We start from the raw sequence: 19,880 nt of genomic DNA on the forward strand, positions 1-19,880 counted from the left end.
GGGCGGGGCGTCTGGCGGCCTACCGACCCTGGCGCCTGCCGGGATGACGACCGCGGGAGGCGTACGTGCCGTTGCCATGCGGCGTGGGGGTGCCGCCGCGGGTGCCTTTGCCGTGCCCGCCGCCTGGCGTGCTGCCTGCGTGGGCCGAGGGACGTCCCTTGCCCTTGCCGCCTCCCTGTGCGCCACCCCTGCCGGCGGCCTTGCCGCCGCGCCCGCCGGACCCACTGCCCTTGCCGTGGCGCCTGCCGCCGGGGGCGTCGTCCTTGCTGTGCCACGGGCCGTCCGGGCGCACCAGGCACTTGGGGCCGTAGCCAATGAGGTCCTCGCGGTGGGCCTTGTGCAGGGCCTCCACCACCAGGTCGTAGTTCTTGGGGTTGCGGTACTGGATCAGCGCGCGCTGCATGGCCTTCTCGTGCGGGTTGGTGGGACAGTAGACCGGCTCCATGGTGCGCGGGTCCACGCCGGTATAGAAGATGCAGGTGGACACCGTGGACGGCGTGGGATAGAAGTCGCTTACCTGCTCGGGGTTGTAGCCGAGGTCTCGGCAGAACTCCGCGAGCCTCACGGCCTCGCGCATGGTGGAGCCCGGGTGGCTGCTCATGAGGTAGGGCAGCACGTACTGCTCCTTCCCGGCCTGGCGGCTGTACTTCTCGAACTCCTTGCAGAAGTCCTCGTACATGTGGTTGTGGGGCTTGCCCATGATCTCGAGCACCTGGTCCGAGATGTGCTCGGGGGCAAGGCGCAGCTGGCCGGAGGTGTGGTACTCCGCAAGCTCCTTGATGAAGGTGTGGTCGGGGTCGAGCATGGCGTAATCGAAGCGGATGCCGCTGCGGATGAAGACCTTCTTGACGCCGGGGACGGCGCGCAGCTCTCGCAGGAGCTGGACCAGGTCCTCGTGGGTGACGCGGAGGTTGGGGCAGGGCTCGGGCGCAAGGCAGCGCCGGTTGGGGCAGGCGCCGTGCCTCAGCTGCTTCTGGCACGCGGGGATGCGGAAGTCAGCCGTGGGGCCCGATAGGTCGTTGATGTAGCCCTTGAAGTCCGGGTCCTGGGTCATTAGGCGCGCCTCGCGCAGGATGGACTCGTGGCTGCGGCTCTGGATGATGCGGCCCTCGTGGAAGTTGAGCGCGCAGAAGCTGCACTGTCCCAGGCAGCCGCGGTTGTTCGCGATGGAGAACTTGACCTCCTTGATGGCGGGGACGCCGCCGGCGGCCTCGTACATGGGGTGGTAGGTCCGCTCGTACGGGAGCTCGTACGTCTCGTCCATCTGCTGGGTGGTGAGCGGCATGGTCGGCGGGTTCTGCACCACGTATACGTTGTGGGGGTACTCCTCCACCAGGGTGCGCGCGCTGAACGGGTCCAGGTTCTTGCCCTGCGTGCCAAAGCTGCGCGCGTACGCCAGCCTGTCCGCCTGCATCTGGTCCCAGGTGGGAAGCATGAGCGGCCGGTCCACGTCCTTGATGCTGCGCGTCCGGTACACGGTGCCGTGGATCCACGTGACCTGGCTCACGGGCAGGCCGGAGTCGAGCGCGTCTGCCACCTCGACCACTGACAGCTCGCCCATGCCGTAGATCAGCAGGTCGGCGCCGCTGTCGAGCAGGATGGAGCGCTTGAGCGAGTCGCTCCAGTAGTCGTAGTGGGCAAGGCGCCGAAGCGACGCCTCGATGCCGCCCAGCACGATGGGCACGTGGCGGTACACGCGCCTGATGAGGTTGGAGTACACCACGGTGGCGTGGTCCGGGCGCAGGCCCATCTTGCCGCCGGGGGAGTAGAAGTCCGTGGAGCGCCGCCGCTTTGCCACGGTGTAGTGGTTGACCATGGAGTCCATGTTGCCGGAGGACACCAGAAACGCCAGGCGCGGCTGGCCCAGTGCCTGCACGCTCGCGGGGTCGCGCCAGTCCGGCTGGCAGATGACGCCCACCTTGTAGCCGTGCGCCTCCAGCGTGCGCGTGATGATGGCCATGCCAAACGACGAGTGGTCCACGTAGGCGTCGCCGCACACGAACACGAAGTCGCACTGGTCCCAGCCGCGCTCGGCCATGTCCTGCTTGTTTACGGGAAGAAAGCTCATGCGTCGCTCCTTTTGCGTGCCGGTGCTTGCGGTGCTGGTGCGTGTGCGCAGGCCACCGCGCGGCAGACTGCTGCAACAGATTATACGGTTCGCCGCGCCCGGCCCTGCGCGACGGCATGCGGTCGATGTGTGCGGCGTGTGTGGGCAGAGGGCCTCCCGTCCCTCTCTCCCATTGACAGGTACCCCATGGGGGTATAGGCTCACTGCAGTGAGAGGAACCCCCTGGGGGTATGTGGCCCTGGGGCCGGAAGGGAGGCCGCCATGGCACGGGACAAGGGGAGCGCGCGGGCAAGGTGCGACGCGCATGGTGCGCCGGGCGAGAAGGACGCGCCCGCCACGGCCGCGGCCGCGCCGTGCGGCTGCTGCGCGTCTGGCGCCGCGACGCCGGCCCACAAGCACACGCCGCGCTCGGAAGAGCTGAAGAAGAGCGTGACCTGCAGGCTGAACCGCGCGATCGGCCAGCTGAACGGGGTCAAGGCCATGATCGAGGACGACAGGTACTGCGGCGACGTGCTGACGCAGCTTGCGGCGGCGGAGAGCGCCGTCAAGGCCGTGAGCCGCATGGTCATGCGCGACCACCTTGAGACCTGCGTGGTCGAGAGGATCCAACAGGGCGACACGGAGGTCGTCGACGAGGTAATGGACCTGCTGAGGAAGTTTGGGGCGTAGGCGCAGGCGCGCCGGCGCCCGGGGAGGTGCAAGATGACAAGCCGGGAGGCCCGCGAGACGTTTGACGTCACGGGCATGACGTGCGCCGCATGCGAGGCGCGCGTGCAGAAGTCGGCGGCAGGCGTGAGGGGCGTGAGCGAGGCGAGCGTCAACCTGCTGAAGAACTCGATGGAGATCGCGTACGACGGGCGGCCGCAGACGCTGGACGCCGTGGTGGCGGCCGTGAAGAAGGCCGGCTACGGCGCCGAGCCCCGAAGCCGTGCCGCCGCCGCGGACGGGCGTCCCGCGGCGTTTGTGGACCCGCAGGTGAGCGCCAGAAAGGCGATCGAGGCGAAGCGGCGCCAGCTCCTGTGGTCGCTCGCGTTTGGGGTGCCGCTGTTCTACCTGGCCATGGGCCCCATGCTCGGCTGGCCGGAGGTGCCGGCGCTCGCGGGCATGCGCGGCATGATGGCGTCCGCGGTGACGCAGCTCATGCTGGCCATGTGCGTCATGTTCGCGAACCGCGGCTACTTCGTGCGCGGGTTCAGGACGCTGGCGCACCTCTCGCCCAACATGGACTCGCTCATCGCCATAGGCTCGGCCGCGAGCTTTGGCTACAGCGTCGTGGGCGTGTACCAGATGGCGCTCGCGCTTGGCCGCATGGACATGGCCGCGGCGCACCACGCCATGATGGGCAGCCTGTACTTTGACTCCGCGGGCACGATCCTGGTGCTCATCACGCTGGGCAAGTACTTCGAGGCGCGCGCGAAGGGCAAGACCACGAGCTCCATATCCGCGCTCATGAACCTCGCCCCGAAGACGGCGACCGTGCTGCGCGACGGCCGCGAGCAGAGCGTCTCAACCGACGAGGTGCGCGTGGGCGACGTGCTGGTGGTGCGGGCCGGCGAGTCCGTGCCGGTGGACGGCGTGGTGCGCGAGGGCTCGGCCTCCGTGGACGAGTCCGCGATCACGGGCGAGCCCGTTCCCGCCGAGAAGGGCGTGGGCGACCGCGTGACGGGCGCCACGGTGTCGCGGCGCGGCTGGTTCACGATGGAGGCCACGGCCGTCGGCGCCGACACGACGCTCGCGAACATCATCCGCCTCGTGGACGAGGCCACCAGCTCCAAGGCGCCCATCGAGCGCCAGGCGGACCGCATCGCGGGCGTGTTCGTGCCCGTGGTCATCGCGATCGCGGCCGTGACGCTGGTGGGGTGGCTCGCGTTTCTCGCCCCGGGCGACTTCGCCGTCGCGTTCAACCACGCGGTGTCCGTGCTGGTGATCAGCTGCCCGTGCGCGCTTGGCCTGGCCACGCCCACGGCCATCATGGTCGGCACGGAGCGCGGCGCGAGGGAGGGCGTCCTCATCAAGAGCGCGGAGGCGCTGGAGGTCGCGGGCTCGCTCGACACCGTGGTGCTGGACAAGACCGGCACCGTGACGGAGGGCGCACCCAAGGTGACGGACGTCGTGCCCGTGGCGCCGGCGGGCGAGAAGGACCTGCTCCGCCTGGCCGCGGCGCTGGAGCGCAAGAGCGAGCACCCGCTGGCCCAGGCGGTGTGCGACTACGTGGACGAGGCGGCGCCGGGTGTGGACGCCTCGGCGCGCGTGGACGGCTTCACGCAGGTGGCCGGCGGCGGCATCAAGGCCACGGTCGACGGCAGGCCCGCGCTTGCGGGCAACGCCCGCCTCATGGCGGCGGAGGGCGTGGACCTGGGCGACCTTGCGGCGCAGGCGCAGGAGCTTGCGGCCGCGGCGAAGACGCCGCTGTTCTTTGCGGCGGGCGGTCGCGTGCTGGGCATGGTAGCCGTGGCGGACGTGGTGAAGCCCACCTCCGCGGCCGCGGTCGCACGCCTGCGCGCCATGGGCGTGCGCACCGTGATGCTCACGGGCGACCAGGAGGCCACGGCCCGCGCGGTGGCGTCCCAGGTGGGCGTGGACGAGGTCATAGCCGGCGTCCTGCCCGACCAGAAGGAGCGCCACGTGCACGACCTGCAGCGCGACGGCCACAAGGTCGCGATGGTGGGCGACGGCATCAACGACGCGCCGGCGCTTGCCCGCGCGGACGTGGGCATCGCCATCGGCGCCGGCACGGACGTGGCCATTGGCTCGGCGGACGTGGTGCTCATGCGCTCTGACCCGGCGGACGTGGCCACGGCCATAGAGCTCAGCCGCGCCACGATGCGCGACATCAGGCAGAACCTGTTCTGGGCGCTGTTCTACAACGCCGTGTGCATCCCCGTGGCGATGGGTGCGCTCACGCCCGTGGGCGTCACGCTCAACCCCATGGTGGGCGCCGCCGCCATGGGCTTCAGCTCCGTGTTCGTGGTGTCGAACGCGCTCAGGCTCTTTGCGTGGAAGCCCCGCGGACGTGCCGCCGCGGCCTCCGCGAAGGATGGCGTGAAGGTTCGAAAGGAAGGGTCCCCGGCACAAGGCGCCGGGGCAGACAAGAAGGGAAGTGCCCCCATGGCAAGCAAGACGCTCGATATCGAAGGCATGATGTGCGACCACTGCGTCGCGCATGTGACGCAGGCGCTCGAGGGCGTGCGTGGCGTGAAGAACGTGCACGTGTCGCTGGACGAGAAGAGCGCCACCCTGGACGCAGGCCCGCTCGTGAGCGACAAGAAGCTCTCGAAGGCCGTTGAGGAGGCCGGGTACAAGGTGGTCGGCATCCGCTAGGCGCGCTCCGGGATGGTGCCGTCCTGATAGGCGCGGACGAGCGCGTCCAGGTCTTGGATCTGGGCGCGCAGCTCCGCGCCGCGGTCCGTCTCTTGCACCAGCACCTGGTGGTCGTAGCGGCGCAGCACGTCGCTCTCGCTCATGATGTCCGCGTTGTCGTCCAGGGCGGCTTCGATGCCCAGAAACGGCCGGTGCGCCTTGATGCGCAGGTCGTGCGAGCCGGACACCAGCGTGTAGCCCGCGATGCCCGTCTTGTCGTGGTAGGCGCGGCAGAAGCCGCCGTCGATCACGAGCTTGCGCCCGTTCGCGCGCACGGGGCTCTCTCCGCGCACGGTGCGCACGGGCGTGTGGCCGTTGATGATGCGGCACTCCGGGCCGCACAGGCCAAACTCCTCGAGTATGCGCACGCAGACGTCCTCGCGGTCCGTCAGGTCGTAGTACGGGTCGCGCGGCTCCTCCCACGCCGCCCTGTCGCTCACGAACGCGCGCTCGAACGTCTTCACGACGCGGCCGGAAAGCGGGGAGTGGGCGCCGCACCACAGGTAGTACATCCAGTCCAGCGCGGACTGGTCGCCCCGCGTCCACGCGCGGCGCGCCACGGAGTCGCAGAAGTCAAGGTAGTCGCGGCCGCGCCGCCACGTGCCCTCGCAGCTGACGCTGCAGAACGAGCCGTCGGACGCAAGCGGTATGCACCCGTGGAACAGCAGGTTGCCGTCGCACACGCGGTAGATGGAGCCCTTCTCGTACAGGAACGCGACGTGGCGGCGCAGGCGGTCCGCATCGCGGAACGCGGCCTGCAGCCCCTGGAGCACGTCCTTCTCGCCCGGCGAGAGGCGGAAGGGGTCGCTTGGGTCGATCGTGGGGAAGTCGCAGGTCTTGAGCGGCCAGTCGCGGTCCCCAATGCGCACGGTGCCGCGCGCGAGGTCCAGCTTGTCAAGCAGCAGGCGCTCGCTCGCGCGGCGCCAGTCCGGGTGGCGGCGGTACGTCTGGCCCTCCACCTTGAACAGCAGCACGTCTATGGCCTTCTGGAACGGCGATACCACGTCGCCGGCGCGGTAGGTGCGGTTTGCGAAGAGTGCAAGCTCGCGCAGGCTTATGCCATATCCGCTCTCGATGGAGGACAGCGTGCCGTAGCGCACGCACGTGCGCACGACGGAGCAGATGCACGCCGCGGACCCGCACGCCGCGCCCATCCACGCGATGTCGTGGTTGCCCCACTGCACGTCGACGGACGGGTGGTGCTCGATCACGTGCATGACCTTGTCCGCGTGCTCCCCGCGGTCGAACACGTCGCCCACCACGTGCAGGCGGTCGACAGCCAGGCGCTTGATGAGGCCGGCGAGCGCCACGATGAAGTCGTCCGCGGCGCCGGCGGCCACAACGGACTCCAGGATGGAGCGGTGGTAGGCATGGCGGACCTTCTCCTCGTCGCGCGTGGCGTGCATGAGCTCGTCCATGATGTAGGCGTACTCCGGTGGCATGGACTTGCGCACCTTCGAGCGCGTGTACTTGCCGGCGACCCAACGCGCCAGGCGCACCATCCTATAGAGGTTCTGCAGGTACCAGGCCTCGTCCACGAGGCCCTCGCCGCGCAGGCGCTCGATTTTCTCGCGCGGGTAGTACACCAGGGTGCGCAGCTCCGCCTGCTCGCGCTCGTCCAGCTCCGACGAGAAGATCACGCGGATCTGCTCGCGGATGACGCCGGAGCAGTTGTTGAGTATGTGCTCGAAGGCCTCGTACTCGCCGTGGATGTCGCTGATGAAGTGGTCCGTGCCGCGCGGCAGCGTGAGGATGGCGCGGAGGTTGATGATCTCGCTCATGGCGGCGCGCCGGCTGGGGAAGCGCTGCGAAAGCAGGCGCAGGTACCTGAGCTGGGATACGGTGTCCGTGGGAGTTTCCGGCGGATCTTGCTGCGGGCTCTGGGTCATGGGGCTCCTTTGCGGTGGTGGAAGGCCTTTTGGGATTCGTATTCGATAATAGCCCCGAAACACACAAGACCGCTCCCCCGGGGGCAGGACGCCGGGGGAGCGGAAGGTGGTGCCGCGCGACCGGTCGGATGCGGTCGGCAGGCGATGTGGGTCTTGCTAGAACAGCTGGGTGATGCCCGTAAGGAGCAGGATTGTGAGCGCTGCGACGATGATCCCCGCGACCTCGACGGCGGCAACCATGCCGAACCCGCGCAGGAAGCCCTCGGTCTGGCGGTTAAAAGTGGTGGACGACATGATGACCTCCCAACCTCTGAGAATTGTCTTCTATTGGTATCTTTCCACGCGCGAGAGCCGGCACTGCCCTTGTGAGCTGGGGCTTACCGAAGCCTGCGACAAGCTGACGGTTGCGTTACAAATGTGTGGCCGTGCGCTGACGCGCCGTGTGGCCGCGTGCGCGCGGACGCCGCAAGTGCTACCGTAGCCAGATGCTCTGCGGGCGGTCGGGGGTCGGAGGTGACATGCGGGCCAGACGGGCGGTGCTGCACGCGGCGGGGGCGCTCCTTGTGGCGACCCTGTGCCTTGGCGCGTATGGACTTGTGGCCCCTCGCAGCGCGGGCCTGCCGTCAAGTGCGGATGGCACGAACGCGGACGCCGTGTTTTCCGACGCGGACGTGAGGCGCGTGCTGCGCGACTACGGCATGGGCACGTACTGCGACGTGGACCGCGTGATGCGCGACTCCTACGTGATGCCGGGACTGAAGATGACGCGCACGCTGGACGCGGACGGAAACCTGTGCACGTGCACGACGATGACGCCGCAGGGCGTGTGCGTGGCGGGAAGGTACCTGCTGGTATCGGCGTACTGCCACGACCGCGTGCACGACTCCGTGATCTATCGCATCGGGCTGAGGAGCCACCGGCTGGAGGGCGTGATCGTGCTGGACGGTACGCCGCACGTGGGCGGACTTGCGTACGACGCGAGGCACGACCGCGTGTGGATGTGCGGGTACCGAGAGGGCAAGAACGGCGGCGCCACCGTGAGCTCGCTGAAGGCGAGCGCGTGGCAGTACTACGACGCGTCGCGCGCGGACGGCCCGTGCACGGTGGAGCGAACGTACTACATACCGACGCTTGCGCACGCGTCGTTTCTTACGGTGAAGGGCGACAGGCTGTACGTGGGCGACTTCAGCGACACGCGGAGGTCGCGCACGACGATCCAGGCGTTCGACATCGAGAAGGGCGGCACCCTGAGGCAGGCGGACCGCGACGAGACGATGGCGGACCTCCAGAAGGTGCGGAGCGACGGCTACCTCGAGAGCGAGGAGGGACAGGAGCCGCAGGACGACGCCGTTGACGTGCGCAACACCCGCGTGATGCGGCACGTGGTGAAGGACGCGGCGCGCTCGCACGGGGACATGCCCGTGCCCGTGGACGGTGCGCTCATCAACGGCCAGGCGCAGGGGATGGCTCTCGTGCGCGACCTGTGCCTGCTGTCGCAGTCGTACGGCCTGCGCGACAGCAGGCTGAGGGTGATGGCGTGGGACGGCGGGGCCTGGAACAACGACCTGAGGAACGCCCAGGCCTGGGCCACGTTCATACTGCCGCCGATGATGGAGGAGACCGAGGTGTCGGGTGGCAGGCTGTACCTGTGCTTCGAGTCTGGTGCCGAGGCCTACCGCTGGCAGGACTGCGCGCGGGTGGACCGCGTGCTGGTGCTGCGCCTGAGCGACGTGGTGGGGAGCTAGGCCGCGGGCAAGATCTTTAGAGGCAGGCGTCCTCGATCATGGTGCGGAGCTCTTGGATGCCCTGGCCCGTCTGGGACGACGTCACGAGCATGCGGGACGCGTCGAGCCCAAACTGCCTGGCGAGCGCCTGGCGCTGCTGCGCCTGCTTGCTGCGGCTGAGCTTGTCCGCCTTCGTGAGCGCCACGACGAACGGCAGGCCCTCCTGCTCGAGGTAGCCCAGCATGTCGCGGTCGAGCTGCTGCGCGTCGTGGCGGATGTCCACGAGCGAGACGACGAGGTTGAAGCTGCGCTCCTGCTCGAAGTAGCCGCTGATGAGGTTTGCCCAGCGCTGCTTTTCTGCCTGCGACACCTTCGCGAAGCCGTAGCCCGGCAGGTCGACGAAGCGCACGCCGTCCACGTCGAAGAAGTTGACGTTTGCGGTCTTGCCCGGCTGGCTGGAGACCTTCGCGAGCGACTTGCGGCCGATGAGCTTGTTTAGGAGCGACGACTTGCCCACGTTGGAGCGGCCGACGAACGAGACTTCCGGCGTGGTGGGCTCGGGCAACTGCGCGATGGTTCCGTACGACGCCTCGAAGCGCGCCGTCTCGTACTTGAGCCTGCCCATGGTTCCTCCTCCGTGCGGGCGTCGCCCGCCGCCAGACGCGTGCCGCGGCTGTGCCGCGCACGCCCGTTGCCGCCTTGTGCTGCGTAGATTCTACCCGAGGTTGCGCCCGCGTCAGAAAGCCCCCACAAGTGCGGCGCTCCCGCGGCCCCGGTGCGCGGCGTGCCCGCGAGCGCCACCGCGCCGCACCCGCGAGTGGCACCGCGCCGCACCCGCGAGTGGCACCATGTTGTTAACGCGCGGGGCGCGCGCGGGCAGACGGGGTACACTCTGCAGTACGACTCAGAGGACAGCGGCACCGCGGCGGCACGTCCCGCCCCGCACGAGGAGGCCACATGGACATGAGGGAAAGCATCCACCAGATGAAGCTCGAGGCACCTGCGATGGCGGCGTCCCCGCTGGAGCAGCGCAACCACGCGCTCGAGCTCATCGCGCAGGCGCTGGAGGCAAACGCCCAGAGCATCTTCTCGGCAAACGAGAAGGACATGGCGTCCGCGGCCGAGGCAGGCGTGGCGCAGACCGTCCAGAAGAGGCTGCGCTACGACGAGGCCAAGCTCCGCGACGGCGTGGAGGGCCTTCGGCAGCTGCAGGAGCTTCCCGACCCGGTGGGCAGGGTCCTTCTCGACCGCGAGCTTGACCAGGGGCTGGAGCTGAGGCGCGTGACGTGCCCCATCGGCGTGATCGGCGTGATCTTCGAGGCGCGGCCGGACGCGCTGGTGCAGATCAGCTCGCTGTGCATCAAGAGCGGCAACTGCGCCGTGCTGAAGGGCGGGCGCGAGACCGCGAACACCAACCGCGTGCTGTTTGACGTGATACACGCGGCCGTGGTTAAGGCGGGGCTTCCCGCGGGCTGCCTCTTGCAGGCGGAGCTCCACAGCGAGATAGACGAGCTGCTGCGCTGCGACGAGGACGTCGACCTGCTGATTCCGCGCGGGTCCAACAAGTTCGTGCGCTACATCATGGACCACACGAAGATCCCCGTGATGGGCCACTCCGCCGGCGTGTGCCACGTGTACGTGGACCGCGACGCGGACCAGGACATGGCCGTGAGCGTGCTGGTGGACGCGAAGACGCAGTATCCCGCCGTGTGCAACGCCGCGGAGACCCTGCTTGTGGACCGTGCCATCGCGGCGGAGTTCCTGCCGAAGGCCGCGCTCGGCCTGGCGGGGCGCGGCGCGCGCCTGCGCGGCACGCAGGAGGTCGTGGACCTGCTTGCCGGCGTGGAGGGCATCCCCGCCGTTGAGCTTATGGCAGACGACGAGTTCTGTACGGAGTACGGCGACTACGTGATGAGCTGCAAGGTGGTGGACGGCGTGCGCGAGGCCGTCAACCACATCAACCGCTACGGATCGCACCACACGGACGCCATCGTGACGGCAAACGACGCCACGGCGGAGTACTTCATGCAGATGGTGGACTCCGCCGGCGTGTACCGCAACTGCTCCACCCGCTTTGCGGACGGCTTCCGCTACGGCTTTGGCGCCGAGGTGGGCATCAGCACGGGCAAGCTGCACGCGCGCGGCCCGGTTGGCCTGGACGGCCTGGTGACGTACAAGTACCGCCTGGTGGGCCATGGCGACATCGTGGCGCCGTACGCCTCGGGCGAGAAGAGCTTTCACTACCGCGAGCTGGGGTAGGGCAGGGCGAGTGTCGGCTCCGGCCTCGAGGTCTAGGGTCTATATGAGAGCGCCCGGATTCCGCGACGAGGAATTCCGGGCGCTGTTGTAAAGTAGTTGCAAGGAGTGAGTTCTTCTCGCGTGTGGGTTCGTTACACGTCCCCGAGGGGAACCTCCGACTGCCTTGACATGAGGGTCTCGCCCTCGTTCGTCGCGAGCGTGACGGTCCGCGTCGCGCGCGTGGTGACGCCAGGCTGGTAGAAAAGGTATCCGATGGGGCTTCCCGCCTTCGAGTAGAGCCTGAACACGTTTGGTGCCGACGTCCTCTTGACGGTGCCGCTAAGCGTTGGCTTGGAATCCGTCTGGCCGATGTTGTTGCCGAACACGAACTTTGCGCTGCCATTCCTTGTGAGCCCGATGGAAAGCTGCGTAGGGTTTGCGGGGCCATCGACCGTGGTGCCAAAGGAGTAGAAGCCCGCGATTTGATCGATTGAGGCGCCGGACGTTGCGGCGTTGTTTGCGTTTGCGATGCCGATGACGCAGATTACGAGCGCGACGGTGGCGGCGACGGACCAGATGACGAGTGCGACGAGGGGAGCCTTGCGCCTGCGGGGAACGTCCTCCATGAATGCCTCCTGTTGACGGACTGAGGAGCTACTTCGTGTCACAGCCCTCGAAGTCGCGCATCTCCTGGCGGACGACTTCCTGTAGGTGGCGCTCGGCGGCGGCGATGGCGTCCTTGTCGCCCGAGGCCTTCGCCTTGCGGAAGGCGTTCATGGCCGAGAGGAAGTCCACCTCGGAATCCTCGTTCTTCTCGCCCGCTGCGGGCGCGTCCTCCGTGAAGGCGGTCTTCATGCCCTGCTGTGCGAGCTCTCCCTTGAGCTTATCTACGAGTGCCTGGTCGTTCTGGTCCATTGGTCCTCCGAGCGTTGTGGTTTGCACCATGCTAGCGCAAGCGTGGGGAGGCGGTGGCCGGGGCGCGAGACCGGCACGAGATGGGGGACTTGGCGATGTGGCGGATTCGTCGTGTGCCACCCTTGAACGGGATTGGCCTCTGATATGTTGGGGTATCAGGTATTCATCGGGCGGCATGGGGCCGCTCGTCTGTGCTTTTGGAGAGTGCATTCATGGTTGGGTTGATGACCGGCATCGCCACGATCGGGTTTTTGTGGCTGGCGTTCAAGCTGGTGGCGCTGGGATTTCGCGTCCTTGGCTGGCTGCTGCGCATCGCGTTGGTGCTGGGCCTTATCTGGCTGGGGCTCTTTACGCTGCCCGTGCTCCTGATCGTGGGGGCGGCTGCCGTGTGGGAGCTGCTGCGAACGGTTGGCATCGTGCACTAGGTGCAGCGGTGCGCGTTGGCGTCGCGCGTAAATGAGACTGTGGGGCGGGTGTCCGAGTGGCACCCGCCTTTTGTGTGGACGCGGGCGGTGGCGTGCGGCGCGGCCGGTGCCAGCCGCCGGTACACGTGAGCCCCGAGTCGACACGCCCGTACACGTCGAGGCCGAGTTTCACGGGTCCGTGCAAGCTCGCGGCAGACGTGTACCGGGCCGGGTACACTTCGAAGCCCAGTTTGCAGGGGCCCTGCAAGCTCGCGGCCCATGTGTACCGGCCCGGTACACATGGGCGCGCTTTTGGCAAGAAGCCACAAACTCGGGCCAGACGAGTACCATCACTAGTTGAACCATGTCAGGAACTCTTAGATGTGTACCGGGTCGTTCGTTAAGACTTTGATCGCGCAGCTCATCTACCTCATGCTATGTGGAATTAGACTAATTCCTCATGGTACACGTCTGGCCCGAGTTTGCATTTTCCGGTACACATGGGCGAGTTCCTGCCATGGTTTGATTTCTTATGGCACACGTCGGCCGCAAGTTTGCGGGATCCCGTACGCTACGGCCCCACGTGTACCGGCGGGACGTGCCTCCCGCACACATGAGGGGCGAGTTTGAGAGACCCATGCAAACTGGGGTCAGACGTGTACCGCCAAGGCGCCCCCCGGTACTCGTCTGACCCGAGTTTCGTGCGGGCGTGCAAACTCGGGTCAGGAGTGTACCGGCGCAAAGCATTGCCCGTACTCGTGAGGGCCGAGCTTGCGAGACCCCTGCAAACTCGCGGCCGACGTGTACCGGCACGCAGCGTCGCCCGTACTCGTGAGGCCCGAGTTTACGGAGCGCCTGCAAACTCGGCGCAGGTGTGTACCGGCGCCTATCGCCAGCGTACTCGTAAGGGCCGAGTTTACGCCGCCCCTGCAAACTCGCGGCAGAAGTGTACCCCCGGCCCACCTTCGCGCCCGGGTCGCACGCAGAACCCTTCGCTACGCCCGGTGCTCGCTCTCCAGAAGGTCCTCCACGAAGCCCACCTGGTACCTGCAGAAGACGACCCCGCCCTCCTCTTGCGTCGCGTCCAGGTCGACGTCGCCCGATATGCCAAAGTCGCGGTCGTCGTCTGGGTCGCGGAACATCTGCCGCACGTGCCAGACGTGGCGACCGGCGCCGTCGCCCTTCTCGTCCGACTCGTCTATCGCAAGGTAGGCGGAGGAGCGGGCGTCCGCATCCAGCAGGATGTCGTCGTGGGACTCGCGGTACGCGTCCAGCGCCTGAGCCCAGCGCGGCTGACGCCAGCCCCAGTCCGCGTCGAGCGCGCCCAGGCGCTCCGTGTCGCCCACGGCGGCAAGGCGCACACGCGCGAACAGGGCGTTGCGCACCAGGAGCGTGAGGCCGCGGCGGTCGTGCACGACCTCGTCGGCGTCCGTGGGGGCGGCGCCCGCCTCCGGCGCGGCGGTGCCGGCGGCGGACCACTCGTCCACTAGGCTCGAGTCGACGGTCCTCACCACAAGGCCCAGCCACGCCACGATGTCGCGCAGCCGGTCGTCCAGCTTGTCCTCGGGCACGGTGCGCGCGAGCACGCGGTACGCGTCGGAAAGGTAGCGCAGCAGCGACCCCTCGGAGCGCGCGATGCCGCAACGCTGCACGTAGCCCTTGAAGTCCGACGCCGTCTCCACCATGTCGCGCAGGATGGACTTCGGGCTCAGGCTGAAGTCGCGCGCCCACGGCACCTTCTCGCAGTAGCGCTCGAACGCCGCGTCCAGAAGCTCCTCCAGGGGCTTGGGGTACGTGACCTCCTGGATGCGCTCGATCCTCTCGTCGTACTCGACGCCATCGGCCTTCATCTGGGCCATTGCCTGGTCGCGCGCCTGGCGCTCCAGCGCGCGCAGGATCTGCGGCGGGTCCTCCAGCGTGGACTCCACCATCGATATCAGGTCGAGCGCGTACGTGTCGCTCTCAGGGTCAAGCAGCTCCAGCGCCGCAAGCAGGAACGGAGAGAGCGGCTGGTCAAGCGCGAAATCCTCCGGAAGGTCGACGGTCGTCACGTACGAGAAGGACCCGTCCTCCTCCTCGTGGCGCTCCACCACGCCCGCGTCTATCAGGGTCGCGAAGATTTCGTCCGCGCGCATGTTCAGGCGGAGCTTCTCGTCCTTTGGCTGGGCGGAGTCCGCTATCAGCTGGTGGACGCGGGAGTACGTGTCGCCGCCCTGCTCCACCTCGGCCAGCACCATGGAGTGGCTCACGCGCATGCGTGGCTTCAGCTTCTCGGGCTCCGCGGCGATGAGCTTCTGGAACGTGGCCTCCTTCCAGCCCACGAACCCCTTCGGCGGCTGCTTCGTCTTTATCTTGCGCGCCTTCTTCGGGTCGCCGCCGGCCTTCGCCAGTGCGCGCGCGTTCTCGATGTCGTACTCCGTCGCCTCAGCGATCACCATGCCCTCGGTGTCGAAGCCCGCGCGGCCGGCGCGGCCCGCGATCTGGTGGAACTCGCGCGCGTTCAGGTGGCGCATGCGGCGCCCGTCGAACTTGGAGAGCGCCGTCAGCAGCACGGTGTGGATGGGCACGTTTATGCCCACGCCCAGCGTGTCCGTGCCGCAGATCACGGGAAGCAGACCCTGCTGGGCCAGCCTCTCTACCAGCAGCCGGTAGCGCGGCAGCATGCCGGCATGGTGCACGCCCACGCCCGTCAGCAGCAGGCGCCGCAGCGTCTTGCCAAACGTGGTGGTGAAGCGGGTGCCTGCGATGGCCTCCTTGATCTGTGCGCGCTGCTCCTTTGTCGAAACGCCAAAGCTCGCGAGGCCAGAGGCGCTCTTCACGGCCGCCTCCTGCGAGAAGTGCACTATGTAGAGCGGCGCGTCGCCCGCGTCCAGCGCCATCTTCACGGTCTGCTCCAGCGCGGTGTCCACGAACTTGTATTCCAGCGGCACCGGGCGCGGCGCGTCCGCGACGGTGTCCACGGAGCGCTCCGTCATCAGCTCCAACGACGCCGCGATGTCGGACGTGTCGCCCAGCGTGGCGCTCATAAGCAGGAACTGCGTGTGCGGAAGCGTGAGCAGGGGCACCTGCCACGCCCAGCCGCGGTCACGGTCGCCATAGTAGTGGAACTCGTCCATGGCGACGCAGCCCACGTCTGCGGCCTCGCCCTCGCGTAGCGCCTGGTTCGCCAGGATCTCCGCCGTGCAGCAGATGATGGGCGCGTCCGGGTTAAGCGTGACGTCGCCGGTGATCATGCCCACGTTCTCGCGGCCAAAGAGCTCCACAAGGTCGAAGAACTTCTCGCTCACCAGCGCCTTGATGGGGGCCGTGTAGTACGCGCGCCGGTCGGTGCAGATGGATATGAAGCACATGCCCAGCGCCACCATGGACTTGCCGGAGCCGGTGGGCGTGCCCAGGATCACGTGGTCGCCGGAAGCAAGGTCGAGAAGAGCCTCCTCCTGGTGGTCCCACAGCTCGATGCCGCGCGAGTCTACCCATCCCAAAAAGAGGTCGAGCGCCTCCTCGGGGTCGATGTTCGCGAACGTTTCGTCGTCGGGCCACGGCACGAGCCTGCCCAGCGACCCCTGGCCGTTCGGCCCCTCGTCCACCACGGCGTCCTCGTCGGCGGCCGCCTTATCCAATGCTGCGTCTTGCTGCATGTGCTTGCCTTCTGTATGCGGCTGCGTCGCAACCGTCTTGCGGCACCTTGTGCGCCGCCTCTCGAACTATTCAATAGTAGCGGTTCGGTGACCCATCGCCTTGCGTGCTATGCGTGCAAGAGGTTCTTCGCCGCCCAGCGCTCGTTGTTCAGGATCGGCCGCCCTATGCCTACCAGGTCGCATGCGCCCTCATCCAACAGCGCCTGCGCGTCGCGCATGCTGCGGATGCCGCCGGTAAGCATCACGGGCACGAGGCGCCCTGACGCGGCAATGGCCTCGCGCACGGGCCCGGACACGCCCTTGAACCAGCCAGGTTCCAGTGTGTCGCGGCGCGTGTAGTAGTTCATCCCGCCCGATACAGATATCATGTCCGCGCCGTGCCGGGCGAGAAGGACCGCCGCCTCGCACGCGTCTTCAACGGTGGTGCCACCGGGCATGTAGTCGCAGCCGCCCAGCCGCACCGATACCGTCATGCCGCCTGCCTCCGCGCGCACGGCGTCGAGCGCCTCGAGCGTGATGCGCAGGCGTCCCTCGAGCGAGCCGCCATACTCGTCCTGGCGCAGGTTCGTGAGGGGAGAGAGGAACTGGTCCAGAAGGTAGCCGTGCGCCGCGTGCAGCTCAACGCCATCGAAGCCCGCGAGGCGGGCCCTTCTCGCCGCGCGGCCAAACGCGTCCACCACGCGGGCTATGTCCGCGTGCGTCATGGCACGCGGCTGCGGCTGTCCCACCTTCGCGCCCGGGCAGTTCACGCCGCTGGGCGAGAGCGCCACCTGGCGTATCACCTGCGGCCGCGCCGCGCTTCCGGCATGGCTGAGCTGCACAAACACCGGGGTGTCGCACTCGTGCAACGCGCGGGCCTCCAGCCTAAGGCCGCAGAGGTCGTCGTCGCGGCTGATGGACGCCTGCCGGGGCGTGGCCTGGCCGTCTGCCGTCACAAAGTGGTGGCCGCACTCAACAAGGCCAAGCAGCCCGCCCTCCGCGCGCTCGCGATAGTGGTCAAGCAGCCGCTGGCTTATGCTGCCGTCCGGGTTCGCGCGACCGCTTGCCATAGGCGCCATCACCACGCGGTTGCGCAGTTCCACGCGCCCCACCCGCACGGGGTCGAACGGCGTCATGCCTCCGTCCCCGCGTTGCCTGCGGCCGGCGCGGCGACGCTCTTGAGCGCCGCCTTCGAGGGCACGATCTCCTCCGGCTGGTCAAAGCTCACGATGAGCCGCTCGAGCTCGCGGATGTAGTCGCGGGCAAGGCCGCTCAGGCGGCGCTGGCTGTGGGTGACGTAGCCCACGTTCATGACCTCGTCCGTCTTGATGGGGATGGACGCGATGCCGTTGAACATCTCGTCGGAGCGTACGCCGGTGGATATGAGGTAGCCGTCGCAGTGGCTGAGGATTCCCGTCATGGTGGCGCGGTCGCTCACGGTGATGTGGCGCGCGTGCGGCAGGTCGCCTAGCGGCTCCTCGGAAAGATAGAGCGAGGCCTCCGCACCCTGCTCGAAGTCGTAGCGCTCGAACGGCGCAAGGTCCTCGGCCGTGACCGTGCGCTTCGACGCGAGGGGATGCCCTTCTCGCACGAAGACGTGCGGTCGCGCGTGGAAGAGCGACGTGAAGACGAGGGAGCCGTCCCCCAGGCGCTTGCGGATGACGGTCTCGTTGTAGTGGCTCAGGAAGAGGATGCCGATGTCGCTCCGGAACGTGCGCACGTCGTCGATGATCTCGCCCGTGCGCGTCTCGCGCAGGCTGAAGTCGCACGAAGAGCCGCCGTGCGCCTGCAGAAAGTTGATGAACGCGCGCACGGCGAACGCGTAGTGCTGCGTGCTCACGGACATGCGCCCCTGGGACGTGCCGCGCCGCGTGTAGTGGTCGGTCAGGAGGTCCGCCTGCTCCACCACCTGGCGCGCGTAGCCCAGGAACTCCACGCCGTCGCTCGTGAGGCTGATGCCCTTGCTGGAGCGGTTGAAGATCCTGATGCCAAGCTCCGCCTCCAGCTCCTTCACGGCGACGGAGAGGCTGGACTGCGATATGAAGAGCTTGCGCGCCACGGAGTTCATGGAGCCGCTCTGGGCTATGGCGATAACGTAACGGAGCTGCTGCAGCTGCATTTGGGGCCTCCCGCATTGGTCTGCTATGCAGTAAAGCTATACCACGCGAAGGCCGATTTGCGCAACGCGGCATGGCGTCCGCACGCAGGCGCGCGGGCGCGGCGAGAAGGGCGCGGCGTGCCGATGGGACGGCGGCCTGGGCTACAGCTCCGTCACGATGGCGGCCGCAGCGTACTCCTCGAGGATGGCCTCGAGCTCGCCCTCCGTCCGCGGCGCGTCGCCGCACATATCGAGCAGTTGCTCATACGTCACGACCTCGCCCGTGGTCTGCAGGAGGAACTTGTCCGTTGGCCTGGGCTCGACGAAGGCGGGACGGTCGCTGGTGGCGTCGCTCATGGGGTGTCCTCCGAATGCGCTTGGGGTACGGACGCTTGTACTTCTCGTCCGGCTATCCAACTGTCTAGCAAGACTAGATTCTACGGCGTTTTGGCATGCGTGCCTAGTGGCGCTAGACATGCCGCGTGGGAACTCTCCTATGAATAGAGAAGAGCATTCTTTGTATCTGAAGTGCTTTTGCTTGCGTTTGGCGGCGCCGAGCGGGAAGAATCGCTTGCGTTGCGCGGAGCCGGAGCGGTCGAGGGGAGGCGTTTGCGCCCATGGGCGCCAGGAAGTCGGACGTGCGACATCGGAACAACCTGAGGGCCTGCAGGGAGGCCGCCGGCAAGAGCCAGCGGCAGCTTGCGGCGATCATGGGCGTGAGCGAGAAGTCCGTGAGCGCATGGGAGACCGGCCGCGTGGAGATGAAGGCGGACCACTTGCTGGCACTGGCGAACTGCCTGGGTTGCACCCCCAACGACCTGCTGGGATACGAGGGAGACGTCCGCGTTGTGCGCGTGCGCGCGTACGAGGAGCGCTATGCGGAGATCTATGCGCGGCTGGCGCCGAACGTGCGCGACGCCCTCGAGACAATCCTGGACGCGACGTCGAAGTCGAGGCGCCCGAAGTAGGCGGTGGCGGGGCGCCTTGGCCTAGGCGCGCTAGAGTATGGTCTCCATACCGATCTTCTGCGGCTTCATGCCCATGGCCTCGTAGAACTTGAGGGCGCCGGGGTTGCACGACCACACGTTGAGCGTGACGTTGTGGAAGCCCTCGCCGCGCGCGAAGTCGATCACGTGGTTATACAGGGCCGTGCCCACGTGCTTGCCGCGTGCGGACTCGTCCACGCAGATGTCGTCCACGTAGAGCGTCTGGATGCCAGTGGCGTTGTTTCCGTTCCAGTCCTGGTATATGCAGAACGCGTAGCCCAGCACGCGCTCGCCCGTGTCCGGGTTGGCCGCGTCCGCCGGCTCCACCGCCACGAAGACGGGGGTCCTGTCGTCGCGGAAGATCTGGCTCAGCTCGTCCGCGGTGTACTTGGTGGTGTCCCTCACGAAGAGGTCCGGCCTTCCGTCTGCGTGCACGTTGCACACCTGGACGAGCAGGTCCAGAACCTGTGGGATGTCTGCGTCCGTTGCGCGCCTGATGTTCATGCTCTTCTCCTATCTTGCGTTTGCGTTTGCGTTGCGCCTGTCTGCGTCGCGCCGCCCGCCTGCCGCGTGTGGGGCCG

At 67.7% G+C, this 19,880-nt stretch carries 16 protein-coding genes and 1 pseudogene; 6 read left to right on the plus strand and 11 right to left on the minus strand.

Annotated elements, in window-relative coordinates; all coding sequences use genetic code 11:
* Positions 1-19: 19 nt before the first annotated feature.
* Positions 20-2,068: a YgiQ family radical SAM protein gene (locus HF885_RS01540; RefSeq protein WP_170103210.1), complete on the minus strand. Its 2,049-nt coding sequence runs from the start codon at positions 2,066-2,068 to the stop codon at positions 20-22.
* Positions 2,069-2,329: 261 nt separating this feature from the next.
* On the opposite strand from HF885_RS01540, the gene HF885_RS01545 reads away from it, so the two are divergent.
* Positions 2,330-2,737 carry a metal-sensing transcriptional repressor gene (locus HF885_RS01545; protein WP_170103211.1) on the plus strand — a complete coding sequence of 136 codons (408 nt, stop codon included), beginning with the start codon at positions 2,330-2,332 and terminating at the stop codon, positions 2,735-2,737.
* 33 nt (positions 2,738-2,770) lie between these two features.
* Entirely contained in the window at positions 2,771-5,389 is a 2,619-nt protein-coding gene (locus HF885_RS01550) for a heavy metal translocating P-type ATPase (RefSeq protein ID WP_170103212.1), read from the plus strand.
* Here the strand turns inward: HF885_RS01550 and HF885_RS01555 are convergent.
* Positions 5,386-7,317, minus strand: coding sequence for a fructose-1,6-bisphosphatase (locus HF885_RS01555; RefSeq protein ID WP_170103213.1), 1,932 nt, complete (start codon positions 7,315-7,317; stop codon positions 5,386-5,388). The two genes, HF885_RS01550 and HF885_RS01555, sit on opposite strands and share 4 nt — an antisense overlap.
* Before the next feature lie 156 nt (positions 7,318-7,473).
* Positions 7,474-7,611 (minus strand): hypothetical protein, encoded by a 138-nt coding sequence (locus HF885_RS01560; protein ID WP_154540962.1) that lies wholly within the window; start codon positions 7,609-7,611, stop codon positions 7,474-7,476.
* 224 nt (positions 7,612-7,835) lie between these two features.
* Between HF885_RS01560 and HF885_RS01565 the strand changes: the two genes are divergently transcribed.
* The gene (locus tag HF885_RS01565; protein ID WP_170103214.1) at positions 7,836-9,062 is read left to right on the plus strand and encodes a hypothetical protein; all 1,227 of its coding nucleotides are present in this window, start codon (positions 7,836-7,838) and stop codon (positions 9,060-9,062) included.
* A 16-nt stretch (positions 9,063-9,078) separates the two neighbouring features.
* Here the strand turns inward: HF885_RS01565 and yihA are convergent, their stop codons facing one another.
* A complete protein-coding gene (gene yihA / locus HF885_RS01570) occupies positions 9,079-9,666 on the minus strand; it encodes a ribosome biogenesis GTP-binding protein YihA/YsxC (protein WP_090845931.1) in 588 nt (195 codons plus the stop codon).
* 329 nt (positions 9,667-9,995) lie between these two features.
* On the opposite strand from yihA, the pseudogene HF885_RS01575 reads away from it, so the two are divergent.
* Positions 9,996-11,300, plus strand: a pseudogene (locus tag HF885_RS01575) (glutamate-5-semialdehyde dehydrogenase); the annotation flags it as partial.
* Positions 11,301-11,431: 131 nt separating this feature from the next.
* Here HF885_RS01575 and HF885_RS01580 read toward each other — a convergent pair.
* On the minus strand, positions 11,432-11,905 hold the full coding sequence (locus HF885_RS01580; RefSeq protein WP_170103216.1) for a hypothetical protein: 474 nt from the start codon (positions 11,903-11,905) through the stop codon (positions 11,432-11,434).
* A gap of 28 nt (positions 11,906-11,933) precedes the next feature.
* Positions 11,934-12,194 (minus strand): hypothetical protein, encoded by a 261-nt coding sequence (locus HF885_RS01585; RefSeq protein WP_170103217.1) that lies wholly within the window; start codon positions 12,192-12,194, stop codon positions 11,934-11,936.
* A 212-nt stretch (positions 12,195-12,406) separates the two neighbouring features.
* Between HF885_RS01585 and HF885_RS01590 the strand changes: the two genes are divergently transcribed.
* Entirely contained in the window at positions 12,407-12,619 is a 213-nt protein-coding gene (locus HF885_RS01590) for a hypothetical protein (protein ID WP_170103218.1), read from the plus strand.
* A gap of 974 nt (positions 12,620-13,593) precedes the next feature.
* Here HF885_RS01590 and HF885_RS01595 read toward each other — a convergent pair.
* The 4 genes from HF885_RS01595 to HF885_RS01610 all read right to left on the minus strand — a co-directional run bounded on the left by HF885_RS01595 (position 13,594) and on the right by HF885_RS01610 (position 18,670).
* Positions 13,594-16,236 carry a DEAD/DEAH box helicase gene (locus HF885_RS01595; RefSeq protein ID WP_170103219.1) on the minus strand — a complete coding sequence of 881 codons (2,643 nt, stop codon included), beginning with the start codon at positions 16,234-16,236 and terminating at the stop codon, positions 13,594-13,596.
* Positions 16,237-16,343: 107 nt separating this feature from the next.
* Positions 16,344-17,351, minus strand: a complete 1,008-nt coding sequence (locus HF885_RS01600; protein WP_170103220.1) for an NADH:flavin oxidoreductase — start codon at positions 17,349-17,351, stop codon at positions 16,344-16,346.
* A complete protein-coding gene (locus HF885_RS01605) occupies positions 17,348-18,334 on the minus strand; it encodes a LysR family transcriptional regulator (RefSeq protein ID WP_170103221.1) in 987 nt (328 codons plus the stop codon). Before HF885_RS01605 ends, HF885_RS01600 begins: the two co-directional genes overlap by 4 nt.
* 141 nt (positions 18,335-18,475) lie before the next feature.
* Positions 18,476-18,670 (minus strand): hypothetical protein, encoded by a 195-nt coding sequence (locus HF885_RS01610; RefSeq protein ID WP_170103222.1) that lies wholly within the window; start codon positions 18,668-18,670, stop codon positions 18,476-18,478.
* Positions 18,671-18,930: 260 nt separating this feature from the next.
* On the opposite strand from HF885_RS01610, the gene HF885_RS01615 reads away from it, so the two are divergent.
* Positions 18,931-19,281, plus strand: a complete 351-nt coding sequence (locus tag HF885_RS01615; RefSeq protein WP_170103223.1) for a helix-turn-helix transcriptional regulator — start codon at positions 18,931-18,933, stop codon at positions 19,279-19,281.
* Positions 19,282-19,311: 30 nt separating this feature from the next.
* Here HF885_RS01615 and HF885_RS01620 read toward each other — a convergent pair whose 3' ends face one another.
* Positions 19,312-19,803 (minus strand): GNAT family N-acetyltransferase, encoded by a 492-nt coding sequence (locus HF885_RS01620; protein WP_170103224.1) that lies wholly within the window; start codon positions 19,801-19,803, stop codon positions 19,312-19,314.
* Between the last annotated feature and the right edge of the window lie 77 nt (positions 19,804-19,880).

Source organism: Parafannyhessea umbonata, from assembly GCF_012844235.1.
Lineage (GTDB): Bacteria > Actinomycetota > Coriobacteriia > Coriobacteriales > Atopobiaceae > Parafannyhessea.

Bases quoted from the DNA above. Each gene is read 5' to 3' on its own strand.
- HF885_RS01550 (WP_170103212.1), top strand. From the start codon at position 2,771: ATGACAAGCCGGGAGGCCCGCGAGACGTTTGACGTCACGGGCATGACG.
- yihA (WP_090845931.1), bottom strand. From the start codon at position 9,666: ATGGGCAGGCTCAAGTACGAGACGGCGCGCTTCGAGGCGTCGTACGGA.
- HF885_RS01620 (WP_170103224.1), bottom strand. From the start codon at position 19,803: ATGAACATCAGGCGCGCAACGGACGCAGACATCCCACAGGTTCTGGAC.
- HF885_RS01565 (WP_170103214.1), top strand. From the start codon at position 7,836: ATGCGGGCCAGACGGGCGGTGCTGCACGCGGCGGGGGCGCTCCTTGTG.
- HF885_RS01595 (WP_170103219.1), bottom strand. From the start codon at position 16,236: ATGCAGCAAGACGCAGCATTGGATAAGGCGGCCGCCGACGAGGACGCC.
- HF885_RS01555 (WP_170103213.1), bottom strand. From the start codon at position 7,317: ATGACCCAGAGCCCGCAGCAAGATCCGCCGGAAACTCCCACGGACACC.
- HF885_RS01580 (WP_170103216.1), bottom strand. From the start codon at position 11,905: ATGGAGGACGTTCCCCGCAGGCGCAAGGCTCCCCTCGTCGCACTCGTC.
- HF885_RS01600 (WP_170103220.1), bottom strand. From the start codon at position 17,351: ATGACGCCGTTCGACCCCGTGCGGGTGGGGCGCGTGGAACTGCGCAAC.
- HF885_RS01615 (WP_170103223.1), top strand. From the start codon at position 18,931: ATGGGCGCCAGGAAGTCGGACGTGCGACATCGGAACAACCTGAGGGCC.
- HF885_RS01610 (WP_170103222.1), bottom strand. From the start codon at position 18,670: ATGAGCGACGCCACCAGCGACCGTCCCGCCTTCGTCGAGCCCAGGCCA.
- HF885_RS01540 (WP_170103210.1), bottom strand. From the start codon at position 2,068: ATGAGCTTTCTTCCCGTAAACAAGCAGGACATGGCCGAGCGCGGCTGG.
- HF885_RS01590 (WP_170103218.1), top strand. From the start codon at position 12,407: ATGGTTGGGTTGATGACCGGCATCGCCACGATCGGGTTTTTGTGGCTG.
- HF885_RS01585 (WP_170103217.1), bottom strand. From the start codon at position 12,194: ATGGACCAGAACGACCAGGCACTCGTAGATAAGCTCAAGGGAGAGCTC.
- HF885_RS01605 (WP_170103221.1), bottom strand. From the start codon at position 18,334: ATGCAGCTGCAGCAGCTCCGTTACGTTATCGCCATAGCCCAGAGCGGC.
- HF885_RS01545 (WP_170103211.1), top strand. From the start codon at position 2,330: ATGGCACGGGACAAGGGGAGCGCGCGGGCAAGGTGCGACGCGCATGGT.
- HF885_RS01560 (WP_154540962.1), bottom strand. From the start codon at position 7,611: ATGTCGTCCACCACTTTTAACCGCCAGACCGAGGGCTTCCTGCGCGGG.